Origin of the sequence: Falsiroseomonas sp. E2-1-a20, assembly GCF_051433195.1 — a bacterium.
Taxonomy (GTDB): Bacteria; Pseudomonadota; Alphaproteobacteria; order Acetobacterales; family Acetobacteraceae; genus Falsiroseomonas.
This window is the reverse complement of the sequence record NZ_JBHMFT010000019.1, coordinates 1-16,176: the sequence shown is the minus strand read 5'-3', so window position 1 is coordinate 16,176 and position 16,176 is coordinate 1. Positions and strand designations below refer to the sequence as shown.

General features: G+C 68.4%; 13 protein-coding genes. 11 read left to right on the top strand and 2 right to left on the bottom strand.

Annotation, left to right across the window (positions count from 1 at the left end; translation table 11 throughout):
- The first annotated feature begins 46 nt into the window (after positions 1 to 46).
- The 4 genes from ACFHPP_RS20615 (at position 47) to ACFHPP_RS20600 (ending at position 4,723) form a co-directional block, all read left to right on the top strand.
- Positions 47 to 1,609 (top strand): sulfatase-like hydrolase/transferase, encoded by a 1,563-nt coding sequence (locus ACFHPP_RS20615; RefSeq protein ID WP_437165119.1) that lies wholly within the window; start codon positions 47 to 49, stop codon positions 1,607 to 1,609.
- Between the two features lie 137 nt (positions 1,610 to 1,746).
- A complete protein-coding gene (locus tag ACFHPP_RS20610; protein WP_437165118.1) occupies positions 1,747 to 3,003 on the top strand; it encodes an ABC transporter substrate-binding protein in 1,257 nt (418 codons plus the stop codon).
- The gene (locus ACFHPP_RS20605; protein WP_437165117.1) at positions 3,000 to 3,899 is read left to right on the top strand and encodes a carbohydrate ABC transporter permease; all 900 of its coding nucleotides are present in this window, start codon (positions 3,000 to 3,002) and stop codon (positions 3,897 to 3,899) included. The genes ACFHPP_RS20610 and ACFHPP_RS20605 overlap by 4 nt, the downstream gene beginning before the upstream one ends.
- A complete protein-coding gene (locus ACFHPP_RS20600; RefSeq protein ID WP_437165116.1) occupies positions 3,896 to 4,723 on the top strand; it encodes a carbohydrate ABC transporter permease in 828 nt (275 codons plus the stop codon). Before ACFHPP_RS20605 ends, ACFHPP_RS20600 begins: the two co-directional genes overlap by 4 nt.
- 13 nt (positions 4,724 to 4,736) lie before the next feature.
- On the opposite strand, the gene ACFHPP_RS20595 is transcribed toward ACFHPP_RS20600, so the two are convergent.
- Positions 4,737 to 5,420: a GntR family transcriptional regulator gene (locus ACFHPP_RS20595; RefSeq protein WP_437165115.1), complete on the bottom strand. Its 684-nt coding sequence runs from the start codon at positions 5,418 to 5,420 to the stop codon at positions 4,737 to 4,739.
- Between the two features lie 56 nt (positions 5,421 to 5,476).
- Here ACFHPP_RS20595 and fahA point away from each other — a divergent pair, with 56 nt between their 5' ends.
- From fahA to ACFHPP_RS20565, 6 genes are all read left to right on the top strand, one after another.
- Positions 5,477 to 6,763: a fumarylacetoacetase gene (gene fahA / locus ACFHPP_RS20590; RefSeq protein WP_437165114.1), complete on the top strand. Its 1,287-nt coding sequence runs from the start codon at positions 5,477 to 5,479 to the stop codon at positions 6,761 to 6,763.
- A 30-nt stretch (positions 6,764 to 6,793) separates the two neighbouring features.
- On the top strand, positions 6,794 to 7,582 hold the full coding sequence (locus ACFHPP_RS20585; RefSeq protein WP_430671661.1) for a cyclase family protein: 789 nt from the start codon (positions 6,794 to 6,796) through the stop codon (positions 7,580 to 7,582).
- Between the two features lie 5 nt (positions 7,583 to 7,587).
- The gene (locus ACFHPP_RS20580) at positions 7,588 to 8,535 is read left to right on the top strand and encodes a Bug family tripartite tricarboxylate transporter substrate binding protein (protein WP_437165113.1); all 948 of its coding nucleotides are present in this window, start codon (positions 7,588 to 7,590) and stop codon (positions 8,533 to 8,535) included.
- 4 nt (positions 8,536 to 8,539) lie between these two features.
- Positions 8,540 to 9,691: a glycosyltransferase family 4 protein gene (locus ACFHPP_RS20575; RefSeq protein ID WP_437165112.1), complete on the top strand. Its 1,152-nt coding sequence runs from the start codon at positions 8,540 to 8,542 to the stop codon at positions 9,689 to 9,691.
- Positions 9,692 to 9,782: 91 nt separating this feature from the next.
- Entirely contained in the window at positions 9,783 to 10,256 is a 474-nt protein-coding gene (locus ACFHPP_RS20570) for a TspO/MBR family protein (RefSeq protein ID WP_437165111.1), read from the top strand.
- Positions 10,257 to 11,987: 1,731 nt separating this feature from the next.
- On the top strand, positions 11,988 to 13,523 hold the full coding sequence (locus tag ACFHPP_RS20565) for a hypothetical protein (protein WP_437165110.1): 1,536 nt from the start codon (positions 11,988 to 11,990) through the stop codon (positions 13,521 to 13,523).
- A gap of 492 nt (positions 13,524 to 14,015) precedes the next feature.
- Here ACFHPP_RS20565 and ACFHPP_RS20560 read toward each other — a convergent pair whose 3' ends face one another.
- On the bottom strand, positions 14,016 to 15,086 hold the full coding sequence (locus ACFHPP_RS20560) for a hypothetical protein (protein ID WP_437165109.1): 1,071 nt from the start codon (positions 15,084 to 15,086) through the stop codon (positions 14,016 to 14,018).
- A 411-nt stretch (positions 15,087 to 15,497) separates the two neighbouring features.
- On the opposite strand from ACFHPP_RS20560, the gene ACFHPP_RS20555 reads away from it, so the two are divergent.
- The coding region (locus ACFHPP_RS20555; protein WP_437165108.1) for a recombinase family protein at positions 15,498 to 16,176 on the top strand (679 nt) is incomplete at its 3' end.

Genomic DNA, 16,176 nt, shown 5'->3' with positions numbered 1-16,176 from the left:
TTCTTGCCGCCTATGCTGGACGCCTGACCGGGGAGGGACAAGGCCGATGGCCGTGCGCAACGTGCTGTTCATCATGTGCGACCAGCTGCGCTGGGACCACATGGGCTGCGCCGGCCACCCGTTCCTGAAGACCCCGAACCTGGATGCCCTGGCCGCCCGCGGCGTGCGCTTCGCCCAGGCCTATGTGCAGTCGGGCATCTGCGGCCCGTCCCGCATGTCGACCTATACCGGCCGCTACGTCTCGACCCATGGCGCGACGCACAACCGCGTGCCGCTCTCGGTGGGGGAGGTCACGCTGGGCTGGCACCTGAGGGAGGCCGGGCGGACGCTGGCGCTGGCCGGCAAGACGCATGTGCTGCCCGATGCGCATGGCATGAAGCGGCTGGAACTCGACGGGCAGAGCGACATCGCCGCGCTGCTGGAGGAAGGCTGGTTCACCCTGGTGGACCGCCATGACGGCCACCACGCCGAGCCCGACAGCGCCTATGCCGACTGGCTGCGCGGCAAGGGCTACGACAGCGCCGACCCCTGGACCGACTACGTCATCGCCGTGCAGGACGAACAGGGCGGCATCCACAATGGCTGGAAGATGCGCAACGCCCGGCTGCCGGCGCGCGTGGCGGAGGAACACAGCGAAACCGCCTACACCACCGACCAGGCGATCCGGTTCATGGAGGCGCAGGGGGACACGCCCTGGGTGCTGCATTTGTCCTATGTGAAGCCGCACTGGCCCTACATCGCCCCCGCGCCCTACCACGCGATGTATTCGCCCAACGAATGCCTGCCGGTGTCCCGCCACGCGGCCGAACGCGGTGTTGATATCCATCCCCTGATGCGCGAATGGCAGAAGGAGGAGGTTTCGGAAAACTTCCAGTCGGATGCGTGCATCGCCACGGTCCGCCCGGCCTACCAGGGCCTGATCACCCAGCTCGACGACCATCTCGGCCGGGTGTGGGAGGCGCTGACCCGGCTCGGCCGCTGGGACGATACGCTGGTGGTGTTCTGCTCCGACCATGGCGACTACCTCGGCGACCATTGGCTGGGCGAGAAGGAGCTGTTCCACGACTGCATCCAGCGCGTGCCCTTGCTGGTCTACGATCCCTCGCCGGAAGCGAACGCCACGCGCGGCACGGTGGAGCAGCGCTTCGTCGAATCGATCGACCTGGTGCCGACCTTCCTGGACGCACTCGGCCTCGACCCGGCGCCGCACCTGCTGGAGGGCCGCTCGCTGCTGCCGCTGACGCGCGGCACGGCGACCGGCTGGCGCGATGCGGTGGTGTCCGAGCTGGACTGGACCTTTCGCGGCGCGCGCCGGCGGCTCGGCCTGCCGACCGGGCACCACCATGCCTGGATGCTGCGCGATGCGCGCTGGAAATACGTGCACTGGACCAGCGGCTACCGGCCGCAACTGTTCGACCTGCAGGCCGACCCGGAGGAGTTCTTCGACCTCGGCGCCGACCCGGCGCTGGAGGGCGTGCGCGCGGCGATGCGCGAACGGCTGCTGGCCTGGTTCACCGGCCTGAAGCGCCGCACCACGCTGACCTGGGCGGAGGCGGAGTTGCGCACGGACCGGCACAAGGCGGCCGGCGTCTTCTACGGGGAGTGGTAGCGCGGGCCACTTGCTCGCGGGCGCGCCGAGTCGCGCCCTTCGTTCACGACCCTGCGACCGGCGGTTGCGCCGGGGCAGGGCTTCGCGTTGTGTGACACGGCTCCGCAAGGACCGCGCACGCAACGGGAGGAAGACGGATGAGGAAACTCGCCGCCGCAACGCTGGCCATGCTGCTCGCCTGGGCGCCCGCGCAGGCGCAGGTGACGCTCGCGATTTCCTGCGGCGCCGTCGGCGTCGAGTTCCAGCTCTGCCGAGAGGGCGCCGAGGCCTGGGCGCGGGAGACCGGCAACCGCGTGCAACTGGTCTCGACACCCAGCGGCAGCACGGAACGCCTGGCGCTGTACCAGCAGCTTCTGTCCGCCGGTTCGGCCGACATCGACGTATTGCAGGTGGACGTGGTCTGGCCCGGCACGCTGGCGGCGCATCTGCTGGACCTGAACGGGCGTGTCGAGACGGAGGGCGTGTTTCCCGCGTTGGTCCGCAACAACACGGTGGATGGGCGGCTGGTGGCGATGCCGTGGTTCACCAATGCCGGCGTGCTGTATTTCCGGCGCGACCTGCTGGACCAGCATGGCCGGACGGTCCCCGAAACCTGGCAGGACATGGCCGAAACCGCGCGCCACATCATGCAGGCCGAACGTGCGGCGGGGAATGATCGCATCTGGGGCTACGTCTTCCAGGGCCGCGCCTATGAGGGGCTGACGGTGAACGCGCTGGAATGGGTGGCGAGCCATGGCGGCGGCAGCATCGTGGCGGAGGATGGTGGCGTCACCATCAACAACCCGAACGCCATCCGCGCCATCGAGCAGGCCGCCGGCTGGGTCGGCCACATCACGCCGCGCGGCGTGCTGAACTACGCCGAGGAGGAAGCACGCGGCGTGTTCCAGTCCGGCAACGCGGTGTTCATGCGCAACTGGCCCTATGCCTGGCCGCTGCTGAATGCGGAGGACAGCGCGGTGCGCGGCAAGGTCGGCGTGGCACTGCTGCCGAAGGGCGGCGCGCAGGGCCGGCACAGCGCGACGCTGGGCGGCGAGCAGCTCGCCGTCTCGCGCTATTCCCGCCATCCGGATGCGGCGGTGGAGCTGGTGCGCTACCTGACCAGCCAGGCGGAACAGAAGCGCCGCGCCATCGCCGGCAGCTTCAACCCGACGCTGGAGCCGTTGTACCGGGACCAGGAGATCATCGCGGCGAATCCCTTCTTCGCCGATCTGTACGACAGCTTCGTCAACGCCGTGGCGCGGCCCTCCGGCGTCACCGGCGGGCGCTACAACCAGGTCTCGGCGGAGTTCTGGAATGCCGTGCACAACGTGCTGTCGGACCAGGCGGAGGCCGGGCCGGCGCTGGCGCGGCTGGAGCGCAACCTGCGCCGCATCGGGCGCAACGGGCGGTGGTGAGCGGATCGACGATCGCACAGCAGAGAACCCGCGCCGCCTGGCTGTTCCTGCTGCCGGTCCTGGTCACCATTACCGCGGTGGCCGGCTGGCCGCTGGCGCGCACCATCTGGTTCTCGCTGACCGATGCGCGGCTTGATACGCTGGACGACTTCGGCTTCGTCGGGCTGGAGAACTACGGCTTCCTGTTCAGCGATCCGGACTGGTGGATCGCGGTGCGCAACACGCTGGTCTTCGCCGGCGCCTCGGTGACGCTGGAGACGCTGCTCGGAATCGTCATCGCGCTGGTGCTGAACACGCGGATGCGCGGGCGCGGGCTGATGCGGGCCGCCATGCTGATCCCATGGGCGATCCCGACCGTGGTCTCAGCGCAGATGTGGGGCTGGATGCTGCATGACCAGTACGGCGTCCTCAACGAGATCCTGCTGAACCTCGGCCTGATCGCGGAGCCGCGCGCCTGGACCGCGAACCCGGCCACCGCCATGGCCTCCGTCATCGCCGTCGATGTCTGGAAGACGACGCCCTTCATGGCGCTGCTGGTGCTGGCGGCGCTGCAACTTCTGCCGGACGAGTTGTACGAGGCGGCGGAGATCGATGGGCTCGGCCCGGTCGGCCGCTTCTTCCGCATCACGCTGCCGCTGATCTGGCCGGCCCTGATGGTGGCCGTCATCTTCCGCACGCTCGACGCGCTGCGGGTCTTCGACCTGATGTATGTGCTGACCGGCAACAGCCGCGCCACCGCCTCCATGTCCGTCTATGCGCGACAGCAACTGGTGGATTTCCAGGATGTCGGCTACGGATCGGCCGCCGCCACCGGGCTGTTCCTGGTGATCGCGGTGGTGACGGCGCTGTTCATCACCTTCGGCCGCGTGCGGCTCGGCGCGGAGCCTGGCCGATGAAGAAAACGCTGGGCCGCGCGGCCTTCTTCCTGCTGGTGCTGGTCATCGTCGCCTACACGGTGTTCCCGTTCTACTGGGCCATCGTGTCCTCCCTGAAGTCCGGCAGTGCGCTGTTCGAGGCGGAGTTCTGGCCGTCCTCCCCGCAATGGTCGAACTACGCCGCGGTGTTCCAGGGCCAGAACTTCGGCCGCAACATCCTGAACTCGGTCATCGTCGCAAGCTCCGTCGTCGCGCTGTCGTTGTTCCTCGGCGTCACCGCGTCCTATGCGCTGGGGCGCGTGCGGTTCCGCGGGCGGACAACGCTGCTGCTGGTGATCCTCGGCGTGTCGATGTTCCCGCAGGTGGCGGTGCTGTCGGGGCTGTTCGAGCTGATCCGCGCGCTCGGCCTGTACAACAACCTGGCCGGGCTGGTGCTGAGCTACCTGATCTTCACGCTGCCCTTCACCGTCTGGGTGCTGACCACCTTCATGCGGGAGATGCCGGTGGAACTGGAGGAGGCCGCGATGATGGACGGTGCCTCGCCCTGGGTGGTGCTGACGCGCATCTTCCTGCCGCTGCTGGGGCCTGCGATGGCGACAACCGGCCTGCTCGCCTTCATCGCCGCCTGGAACGAGTTCCTGTTCGCGTTGACCTTCACCCTGACGGATGAGATGCGCACGGTGCCCGTCGCCATCGCGCTGATCAGCGGGGCGAGTTCCTTCGAGCTGCCCTGGGGCCGCATCATGGCGGCCAGTGTCATCGTCACCGTGCCGCTGATCCTGCTGGTGCTGGTGTTCCAGCGCCGCATCGTCTCCGGCCTGACGGCGGGGGCGGTGAAGGGCTGAGCTCGGTGCCGGCTCAGCCGGTGCGCGCCTGGCCGTCCAGCAGCGCGAGCACATGCTCGGCCGTCTTGCCGATATGCGCGGCCAACTGGCCGGCCGCCTCCGCGTCCCGCGCCAGCGCCAGGTCGGCCAGGCGGACATGAACGCCCAGCATGTGGTCCCAGTCGTGGAAGGCGATCTTCATGACGCGGCGGTAGCGGGTCTTCTGGACATACAGCTCCTCGCAGAACCGCTTGAGCGAGGGCAGGGGGCAGCCGGCGATCAAGGCGGCGTGGAAGCGATGGTGCCGCGCCTCGTAGCGATCCAGCCAGTCTTCGCTCCCCGGGTCGCGGCGGCCGATCTCGTGCCGCAGCAGCGACAGCGCGGTGACGATCCCATCCTCCCATTCCGCATCGCCGGATTGCATCGCCAGGCGCAGCGCCTCCGGCTCCACGATCTGGCGGGACCGGGTGATGTCGTCCAGGTGGGCGCGGGTGACGGGCGGCACGGAGAAGCCCTTCTGCCCCTCCAGCACCACCAGCCCCTCCGCCGCCAGCCTGGCCAGCGCCTCCCGCAGCGGGGTGGCGCCCAGGCCGTACTTGGCCGTCAGGTCGCGCAGCCGCAGCCGCGCCTCCGGCGCCAGGCTGCCGGCGACGATGTCGTGCCGCAGCCGCCGGGCGGCGGACTCGGCCAAGGTCGAATCGAGGGTTTGTTCGATCATCGGCGAAATTTATATTTCCTCTAGGCAAGCGCTGTCCAGCGCGACATCATGCGCGCATGGAAACGCCCAACGAAACGCATGATCCCGCCCTGCGGTCCTGGGTGGACTCGGCCCATGCGCCGGACACCGACTTCCCGATCCAGAACCTGCCGCTCGGCGTGTTCTCCCGCCCCGGCGGCGCCCCGCGCATCGGCATGGCGATCGGCGACCAGGTGCTGGACCTGCGTGCCGCCGGCGAGGCCGGGCTGCTCCAGGATGCGGAGGTGCTGTCGGCGCCGACCCTGAACCCGCTGATGGCCCTTGGCCGCGAGGCCTCGGCCCGGCTGCGCGCGGACGCCTCCCGCCTGCTGCGCCAGGGCGGCGCGGGCCAGGCGCGGGCCGGGGCGATCCTGGTGCCGATGGCGGAGGTGGCGCTGCACCTGCCCGCCGCGGTCGCCAACTTCACGGACTTCATGGTCTCCCGCGACCATTCCGCCCGGCTGGGCGCGCTGAAGAACCCGCAGGCGCCGCTGCCGCCGGCCTTCGAGCATCTGCCGGTCGCCTACCACTCCCGCGCCTCCTCGCTCCGCGTCAGCGGCACGCCGGTGGTGCGGCCGAACGGGCAGCGGCGGGAGGCCGATGGCAGCGTGACCTTCGGCCCGGAACGGCGGCTGGACTTCGAGCTTGAACTGGCGATCTGGATCGCCGGGGAGAACGCGTTGGGCACGCCGGTGCCGATGCGCCAGGCACCGTCGCGGCTGTTCGGCTACGGCCTGTTGAACGACTGGTCGGCGCGGGAGATCCAGATGCTGGAGATGGCGCCGCTCGGCCCCTTCCTGGGCAAGAGCCTGGGCACCACCGTCTCCCCCTGGGTGGTGACGGCGGAGGCGATGATCCCCTTCGCCACCGGGGTCGCCCGACGCCCTGCCGGCGACCTGCCGGTGCCCGCGCATCTTCATGCCACCGGCGGGCAATTGTCCGTCGCCATGCAGGTGCTGCTGCTGACGCCCGCGATGCGCGCGGCGGGCCTGGCCGCGGCGCGCATCACCGCCACGGAATTCGCCGCGATGGTCTGGACCCCCGCGCAGCTCGTCGCCCACCACGCCTCCAACGGGTGCAGCCTGCTGCCGGGCGACCTGTTCGGCAGCGGGACCTGCTCAGGCCCCGGGGACGGCGCCCGCGCCTGCCTTGCCGAAATCGCGCTGACCGGACCGGTCGCGCTGCCGAACGGGGAGGCGCGAGGCTTCCTGGAGGATGGCGACGAGGTGATCTTCCGCGCGCGGGCGCATGCGCCGGGCGCCGTGCCGATCGGCTTCGGCGAATGCCGCGCCGCGGTCCTGCCGGCGCCGGCCTGGCCCGACTGAAGCAACGACAACCGGGGAAACGGCAGGACCATGCCAAGACGCATCATCGACATCTCCTCCACGCTGAAGGCCGGCATCGCGTCCGACCCGCCGCACATGCTGCCGAAGATCGACTACCGCGATCACCACGCGACCGCGCCCTCGATGGCCGCGCTGATGGGCGTGCCTGTCGAGGCGCTGCCGGAGGGCGAGTATGCGGCGGTGGAGCAGGTGGCGATCTCCACCCACAACGGCACGCATCTCGACGCGCCCTACCACTACTTCTCGCGCATGGACGAGGCGCTGGTGCCTGGCGGCAGGCCCTCCATGCGGATCGACGAGGTGCCGCTGGACTGGTGCTTCCAGCCCGGCGTGAAGCTGGATTTCCGGCATTTCGAGGATGGCTACGTCGCGACGCCGGACGACATCCGGCGGGAGTTGGACCGCATCGGCCACGTGCTGAAGCCGCTCGAGATCGTCGTCGTGAACACCGCCGCCGGGGCGCGCTATGGCGAGGCGGACTTCATCGACACCGGCTGCGGCATCGGCAAGGCGGCGACGCTGTGGATGCTGGAACAGGGCGTGCGCGTGGTGGGCACGGATGCCTGGTCCTGGGACGCGCCCTTCAGCCACACGGCCCGCCGCGTGCGGGAAACCGGCGACGCCTCGCTGATCTGGGAAGGCCATCGTGCCGGCCGCGAGATCGGCTACTGCCACATGGAAAAGCTCGGCAACCTGGATGCGCTGCCGCCGCACGGCTTCAGCGTCATCTGCTTCCCCATCAAGATCGAGCGCGCCTCCGCCGGCTGGACGCGCGCCGTGGCCATCATTGAGGAGTGAGCGAGATGCGGCGTGTTGTCCTGGCGGCGCTGCTGGCGCTGTCTCCCCTTGCTCCGGCGGCGGCGCAAGGCTTTCCCGAGCGTCCGATCACCATGATCATGCCCTACTCGCCCGGCGCCGCGGATGTGCTGATGCGCGCGATGAGCGAACACCTTCAGCGCACGCTGCGCCAGCCGCTGGTGCTGACCACGCGCGACGGGGCCTCCGGCGTCGTCGGCATGCGGGTCGTCGCCGCGGCGGCGGCGGATGGCTACACGCTGGGCCATACGCCGATGACGGCCATCGTGGTGCAGCCGCACCTGCTGCGGAACCCCGGCATCGGGCCGGAGAATTTCGAAGGCGTGTGCGGCACGAACGAGAACGTCATCACCGTCGCCGTGCGTGCCGAAAGCCCGATCCAGGACCTGGCCGGCCTGGTCGAGGAGGCTCGCCGGCGGCCGCTGAGCTTCGGCAGCCCGGGGCCCAATTCCCTGCCGCAGCTCGCGGTCTGGCGCGTGCAGCGCGCGACCGGCGTGGACATGAACCACATTCCCTACCGGGGCGAGGCGCCGCATGTGAACGATACGCTGGCCGGGCGCCTGGACTTCTCCGCCGCCATCGTCAGCTCCGTGGCCGAACTGGTGCAGGCGGGGCGCATGCGCATGCTCGCCGTCTTCTCCGCCAACCGCCATCCGGACTTCCCGGAGGTGCCGACGGCGCGCGAACAGGGTATCGACGCGCAGCAATTCTCCCAGGTCGGCATCTATGCCCCGCGCGGCACGCCGGTCGCGATCCTCGACCGGCTGGAGGAAGCCTGCCGCGCCGGCCTCGAGGACCCCACGGTGCGCCGCGTGCTGGCCACCAGCCGCAGCCCGGTGAGCTTCGTGCCCCGGGCCGAGCTGACCCGGATGATCCACGCGGAATACGCCAATTACGGCCGCATCCTGCGCGACCTCGGGGTGCAGCCGCAGTAGCGGCATGAGCCCGGCACCGGACGGCCTGCCGCCTCGCCCGGTGCTGCTGGCCGTCTGCACCCTGCCGCCCTGGCCGGTGCGCAACGGCTATGCGCTGCGCGTGGATGGGCTGCTGCGGCACCTGGCGGCGCGCTGGTCGATCCTGCTGCTGGCGCCATCCGGCCCGGCGGCGCCGCCGCCCGGCCCCGTGGAGCACGTGCCGCTGGCGCTGCATGGCCCCGGCGTGACCTACCCATGGCGCTTCGACCCTGGCGTGCTGCGCACCGCGGTGGAGCGCCTGGTCCGGGACCGCCGGCCGCACCGCGCGCTGGCCTGGCCGGGGGCGGAAGAAGCTTGGCCCGGCCTGCCGCCCGCCGTGATGGACATGATCGACTGCAACCCGCTGGAGTTCTGGCACGGCGCCCTGGTCGGCGGCCCGCGGGAACGCTGGCGCAACCTGAGCCAGCTTCCGGTCGCGACGCTGTCCGCGCGCCGCGCCGTCCGCCGCTTCGCCGCCACCACCTGCGTCGGCGAACGCGATGCCGCCTGGCTGTCCCGCATCGGCGGGCGCGGCCGCGTGCATGTCGTGCCGAACGGGGTGGAGGTGCCGGAGGCGGCGCTGGTTCCGGCGGAGGCCGCACAGCCCATGCTCGGCTTCATCGGCTCGCTGGATTTCGCGCCGAACATCGATGCGGTGCTGCACGCGGCGGCGGCGATCTGGCCGCGCATCCGCAGCGCCGTCCCCGGCGCCCGCTTCATCGTCGCCGGCCGCAACCCGGTGGCCGAGGTGGCGGCGCTGCATGGCTGGGACGGGATCGAGGTGGCGGCGGATGTGGCGGAGATGGTGGCGGTGCTGGGGCGGTGCTGGGTCACCCTCGCGCCGATGCGCAGTGGCGCCGGGATCAAGAACAAGGTGCTGGAGTCCTGGGCCTGCGCGCGGCCGGTGGTGATGACGCCGCTGGCCACCAACGGCCTGGTCCTGCCGGCGGGCCACCAGGCGCTGGTCGCCACCGGACCGGCCGCACTGGCGGAGGCCGTCATCGCCCTGTTCCGGGACGCGCCGATGCGGCACGACCTGGGCCTCGCGGCACGCGCGCAGGTGCTGCGCCATGGCAGTTGGGCGGCGGCGGCGGACCGCCTGGACCAGCTTCTGCGGGACGCCGGGGCCGGCGCCTGAGGGAACCCGCCGCCGCAGCGCGGTGTTGGGCGCCATCATGAGGAGGCCCCGCATGCGATCCCAGCGCTCAAACCATCCCGGCGGAGATCCCGTGTTCGGAGCGCTGGCCCTCGGTGGCGCGCTGCTGGCCTCCGGTGTGCTTTCGGCGCTGTGGTCTCCGGCGCCGGTCAACCCGCGCATCCGGCGCGACTACAAGCGGCTGGACAAGCCCGGCTTCACGCCGCCGGACTGGGCCTTCGGCGTCTGGGGGCCGCTCTGGGCCGGGCTCGCGGTGGCCGGCTGGCGGCTGTGGCGCGCACCGCGCGGCGCGGCGCGCAGCCAGGCGCTGCTGCACTGGTTCGGGGCGCAGGGGCTGAACGCCGCCTGGCTGTGGCTGGGCTTCGGCCGGCGCGACCGGGGCGCGATGGCGGCGGAATCCGTGGTCGCCGTCGGCAATGCGGTGGCGCTGGCGGCGGCCTCGCGCCGTGTGGACGGTACCGCGGCGGCGCTGACGCTGCCCTACCTCGGCTGGATCGGCTTCGCGGCGGTGCTGAGCGTGTCGCTCTGGCGGCGCAATCCGCGCTGAAGGGGATGGAGCGGGCGGGGGGAATCGAACCCCCGACATTCAGCTTGGGAACGGCCTCTCGGCTCTCACTTTTCTCGTTCAGTGACGCAGCAGTATGGTGTGCGGCGGCGTCTCTTCGGCTCTGGCTCTTAGGCCGTAGGCGCTCATCGGACTCTCGCCATGCTGACGGCGAATGCCACTGGGCAGCATCGTGGAGATCGGCCCGCGCGACTGCTTCACGACCTTGCCGGATCGCCGCCGTCAGCCTCTTTCGACGATCGCCAACTGGCGGGCTGGCATCTGTACTGCACAGCGCGAGCGATCCCGCGCACGATCCTCCTGGGGGTTGCCGGTGTGACAGCGCCGTCCGAGGTGGCCAGTCCATGCACCAGGGCGGATCATCCCGCGAACTTTGACAGCACCATCCTGGTGGTTCGGCGGCTCGAACCGGCGAGGCGAGCGTGACCGTCAGTTCGACGACAAGATGAACGGCTGAGACCGGCGAGCAGCCTCGGGTCGGACGATCTGCACCGACGCCGACACTCCCTATCGTCTCGACACTTTCGACGATCGGAAAGCCGAGGCGGTCAGCGGAGTGGGATCACGATCCGCTCCCGGACATCCCTCGCGACAGGTCCGCCGAGAACGAGATCGTCGAAAGCGTCGTCGGCGAAAACGCGTTTTGACGATCTGGATGATCGTCAGTGCGGACATGCCCATAGGCGGGGGGAACGCCTCCACAGACGTTCGGCATCCGAGCAGCGCAGAGAGACCAGGATTATCAACCGTGGGTTGACAATCTGGTCTCCGGTATAGGATAGAGGGCTCGCGGGAGTAGCTGCCCGTGGCCCATCCTCAGACCAAGCCGCCCGCAAAGGCGGGGTCCAGTCAGTGGACCTGTGATCGAGGCCGGTCTCAACGAATATGCTGAGTCACGGACTACCGTTTTATGTCAGATACGACTTCCCGCGAGTTCGCGGATGAGGGCACGTCCTTGCTGCCCGGCAGGCAACGTAGCGGAACAGGCATCGACTGCACGACCGGGCCAGTACCTCGCTGTGGTGAAGCGTGATCCGGCCGAACTCCGTCCGCTGCGTGTCGGGCAAACCACACGACCGCCATCCCGCGCCGCAGGCCATTCATCGCGACGCAGAAGGCCATTCATCGCGACAGGAACAGGCAACCCACCAGAGGACGCAAAGCGAAAGACGCGGGTGGGAACGGCGGGCATGTGGGCGTGCGCGACGCAGGAGCGCATGGCCACCTGCACGTCGAGGGCGCGAGCCCGGTTCTCTCCCGTGTCCGTTCGTGCCGGGCGGGATCGCGCTTCTTGCGCGGTCCTGCCCAGCGGGAACCGTCAGTTCTTCCTGAAGCCAACAGCATCCGTTCGCGACATCACACACTCGATACGAATCGATTTGTCGGGTCCGGCTTGGCCCAACGGGCCTGCGCCCGACCGGCACCTAACCTCGGGCAGCGGCCGCCTGCGGCGTCCTCACTCCAAGCGCGTCACGCGCTCCGCGCGCATCCGCGCTCGTCGTGCGCCCATCGGTCAGGTGCTTCGCGCCTCGCGAGATGGAGATCAACGCCAAGTCGCTGATGCCTCGTGATCAAGACCGAGTAGCGGGACGGCAGCAGATCATGCAACGGTGAAAATACGTCACGGATAGTTCCTAATAGACACGCACCGGACGCATTTATCGAACTACTACCGCATCCACCTCTACTACATGAACTCTCTGGAAATTCGCTATGATCCGCGTAAACGTACTCACCGGCCCGCCGGGTTGCGGCAAGACTATCGAGATGCTGGTCGAGATGACGAGCGTCACGGGCCGCTACATCCTCGCCCTGCCGACACTCGACCTCATCGGCGAAAAGCTGCGGGACCTCGAACGCGAGGCCGCCAAATCCGGCACTGAGCCGGTCGTCCGCGCCATCCACAGTGGGGTCAAACACCGACGCTCCAACAGCGTCAGCCGGAACATCTCCGACGCCATCGAGGAATACTCCTCGCTGCCCCACTGCATCCTCGTCATCACCCACGAGGCCCTGGTGCAGACCGACTTCGCATGCGTGGCTGGTCGAGACTGGCACATCCGCGTCGATGAAGTCCCACAGGCAACTGTGGCGGGACAGTTCTGCGTCCCATCATCGAGCCGGTTCTTTGAATCCTCATACACGCTTAGCCCCGTGGATCAGACGGAGTGGTATCGTGTGTCGCTAAGCAGCGACGCGCCGACCGTTGGCCAGATCATGCAGGACGATCTCGTGAAGGGGTTGGCTGCTTTTCACAAGCGCATCCGATCCCCCCAGGGCGTGTGCGTCGATGTCGGCGACTGGCGCGATGCGCGCGAAAGCAATCGGCCCGTGCGTTGGTGTTCCGCATGGACACCAGCAGAGTTGGGTTTGTTCAAGACGATCACCCTCGCGGCCTCCGGGTTTTTCCACAGTCTGCCATTCCTGGCGTCCCGTCGGTGGTGCACTGATGAGGTCGAGTTCGTCCAGCGGGAGGTTGCCGGGAGTGCAGCACGCCTGAAGCCGACGGTGCGCATTTGCTACTTCACCCATGGTCATCGCGCCTCCACGGAGTGGTGGTTTCCAAACGATCCCGGCAAGGCGCGCGAGGGAAAGCGTTGCCTCGCCGCAGTCTGCCGCTACCTCGAAGGGCTGGGTGACTCACTGGGATATTGGAGCGGCAATGGCGCAGTATGTCAGTACTTCGAAGGTCGCGTGAGCGGCAAGCAGGTGCGGCCAAAGCTGGCTGGTTCTAACGAGTATCGCGATCTCACCTCCTGCGCGTACATCTATAGCAGCAAGGCGCAGCCCAACGATGCCGTACTGCTCGACGTGTTTGGCCTGACGCGGGAGGAGATCGAGCGCGCCCGCGAGCGGGAGGACATCTGGCAGTTCGTGATGCGCGGCGCCGCCCGCATGTCGGACTTCGACGGAACCTACACGGTCTATCTTTACGACCTTTGGCAGGCGGAGGCACTGGCCGAGATGCTGCGGGATGAGGGTATCGCTGAGGACGTGACGCTTGAGGCTGTCGTCGAAGCTGGCATTCTTGAGGTGGCGAGACCCAAGCCGGGACCCGTGGCGGGCACGCGGGCAGCAAACTCCGGCAAGTCCCGCGAGGAGCGGGAGCAGGAACGTCGCGCTGATGATAGGCGGCGCAAGCAGGCGCAGCGCGATCGGCAGCGTAGAGAGAAGGCGCTGGCTGGCACCCTGCGCAGCAAGGGCCGTCCCAAGGCCAGCGCAGCCCATCAACCTGGGGCTCCGGGATGATGCAAAGGGCGGAATGGGAGCGGCACGAGGACGGCACCTACATGGCCGTCCCCATTGCCCTCAGCGAGGCTGAGGTGGTGCGGTCATGGCGCGCTGAGAACTGCTAGGGCGACTTCCTGCTCAACCTCGGCAAGGAGGTGCTGTTCAAACTTCGAGAGGACGCCGCGTTGGCCGCGCTGTGGTGGTGGAGGGAGGAGGATTAGGCGGTTTAGCTCAGCGGAGCAGGGCCAGACGCACACGCCCGTGACGGAAGCGGGACGCCTGTGACGGAGTCGAAACGGCATTCCACCTGACCGACGCTGGCACACCAACGCCACAAGCATCGTCTCGACCCACTCAAAGACAGTTCATATCGCCCCTATGTTCCCACAGGGGTCAGTTCGGCATGATCTCGGGTCGGTAATGATGGGCGGAGAGCGCGGCTGAAGATTCTCCGTGTCTCTCAAGGTGCCGACCAGCGCCTCCGGGCGGGGACCAACTTGCCCTCCGTCATCACGCCGTGTGCTCCTTCTGTCGAGTCGCCCCAGCAGGTGAGACGGCCCTGCTGGGTTCGTCGTGGGCGTCAAGAAATGGACGGACATCGAGGGTGCCGAATCCGATGTTCCACCCCAAGCGGGCCGAGCCTTCGTTCAGCATCTCGAACACCTTCCGGCCGGATGTTGTCGCTTGGTCGAGCAGTGGATGAACGGGTGGTGTGAGAAGTCGCGCCTCTACCCTGTCGCAGCCGAGGATTTCGGCAGGACCGATGTCCGACTTGATCGGCTGCGCAGGCACATGGAAGCGCCAATGCTCGCGATCCGTTAGCACGTCGTGCATGACGTTGGAGTAGAGCAATAGCTCTGAGAGCGCGCCGACCTTCCCGTTGCTCCGCGCCTTCAACTCCAAGAGCCACAGGGTGCGGCACTCGTCGATGCCGAGGATGTCGATGGCGCTACTGCCTCCGGTGAACACGGCATTCGACCTCAAGACGCTACTGGCGAAAACCCCAACCGGGAACTGTCGATCAAGCTTATGCAGCCGCAGCGCAGCAACAAGCCGCTGCCGCGCCGGGGAGTTCGGCGCCGTCAGCCAGCACTCAAGTTGGTTCTCGCTCAGCGTGCGCCAGTCCAGCGGGGCGTCGCCGTAGGGGCTGACGCGGCACTGGCTAGCCACGTTCAGCACCGCCTGTTTGCCGCGACCGACCCGCAGTTGGTCGAGCCTGTCCGGCTGGCATATCTCGATTCGTCCGGGGCCGAGGAGTGCGGCGAAGCGACGGGCGCGGTAGAGGAAGCGTTGGTAGTGGCCTGGATCAGCCGCCAAAGCGTTGGTATCGGGCTCGTTCCAATCGATGCCGATGCGCGCAACATCGCACCAAGACATCAAAGCAAGTGCCCAACCCTCGAAAGCAGCGGCGTCGTCCTGCATGTTGGCGAGGACGGCGGTGGCAGAGAGATGGATGGTGACCGATGAAGTGTCGCCGGAGACGTGAATGTGGTTCGGCGTCGGGAGTTTGATCTGACGTGGCTTCGGTGCTTGCTTGTTGTGAGCCGTCCTGAGGCGGCTTTCGAAGTCAGCGTGGTCCAAGGCGGCGCCCTCCATTCTGGCTGCGAGGCGCCGGGCATCTACCGGCTGATAGGTGGACTACAGTCTGGCACCGACGTACCTTTTCTGCACCCAGAGTTCGATGCCTCTGTTGGCTTTGACGACCAACTTTGCGAGGCGCGTCTTGCCGACCAAAAGGCCAAGCCGCTTCAGCGAGGCCATGCCGCAGTTTAAGCCCCAGTAGGGCGGCGAGATGATCGACGTGGAGTTCATTGGTACCAGTTTGGCCGGTCCATTCAGCCGAGCCGACGCAACGGCGCCCACACCTCCCGCCGATCTGTCGCGGCAGTGCGCCCCGTCCCACCAGCCCTACCTGTTCCATAAATCGGCAGGCGCCGGTTTTGATGACGATTTTTGGTGGCGTGGTAGGCTGGGACTGATTGGAGGGCGGCGATGGTTGATAATGGTCGGGGTCGGGTCGGCTTCACTTACACTCGACCCTCGGCCGCTTCGCCGCTCGATGCGGCTGAGCAGGAGCGCCGCATCAGGCTGGCTGCCGAGGCCACGGGATTGACCTGCGGAGTTGCTTTTCGAGAGGGGGTGATGAGCACGCGGCAGCGACGCGTTAGCCTGCCGGTGCGCTCTGCCTTGCTCCGGCGGCTAACCGATGAAGGCGGCACTGTCCTCGTCGCCGATCTGGCGGTGCTGGCCCGCAGCCTACCGGACCTCGTGACAGCGCTGGCCAAGGCCGAGGCCAGTGGGGCGACCGTACTATTAGCTGACGAGTCTGGCGCCGCGCGATCCGTGACCGCCTCCGATCTGGAAGCGGCGCGACGAGCCTATGTGCGTGAGGCCGTCGCGGAGGGACGGGCAAAGGCGCGGGCGCGCGGCGTACGGTTCGGGAGGCCGAGGACTTCGGCGACGAAGGCTCAGGCGGTGCGGGACGCGATTGCACGCGGGCTTGGGGTACGGGCTGCGGCACGGGTCGGCGGGCGTGGGTGTCGCAACCGCATCGCGCATCCGGGACAGCGTGCTTCAGACGGACGTGTAGTCAGGTGCCGCGTTGGCAGAGATGTCCCCTCGCAACGGGCAAGCCTGCCCTCTACTCGCTCCGCGAGGACCGGTGGCGTCG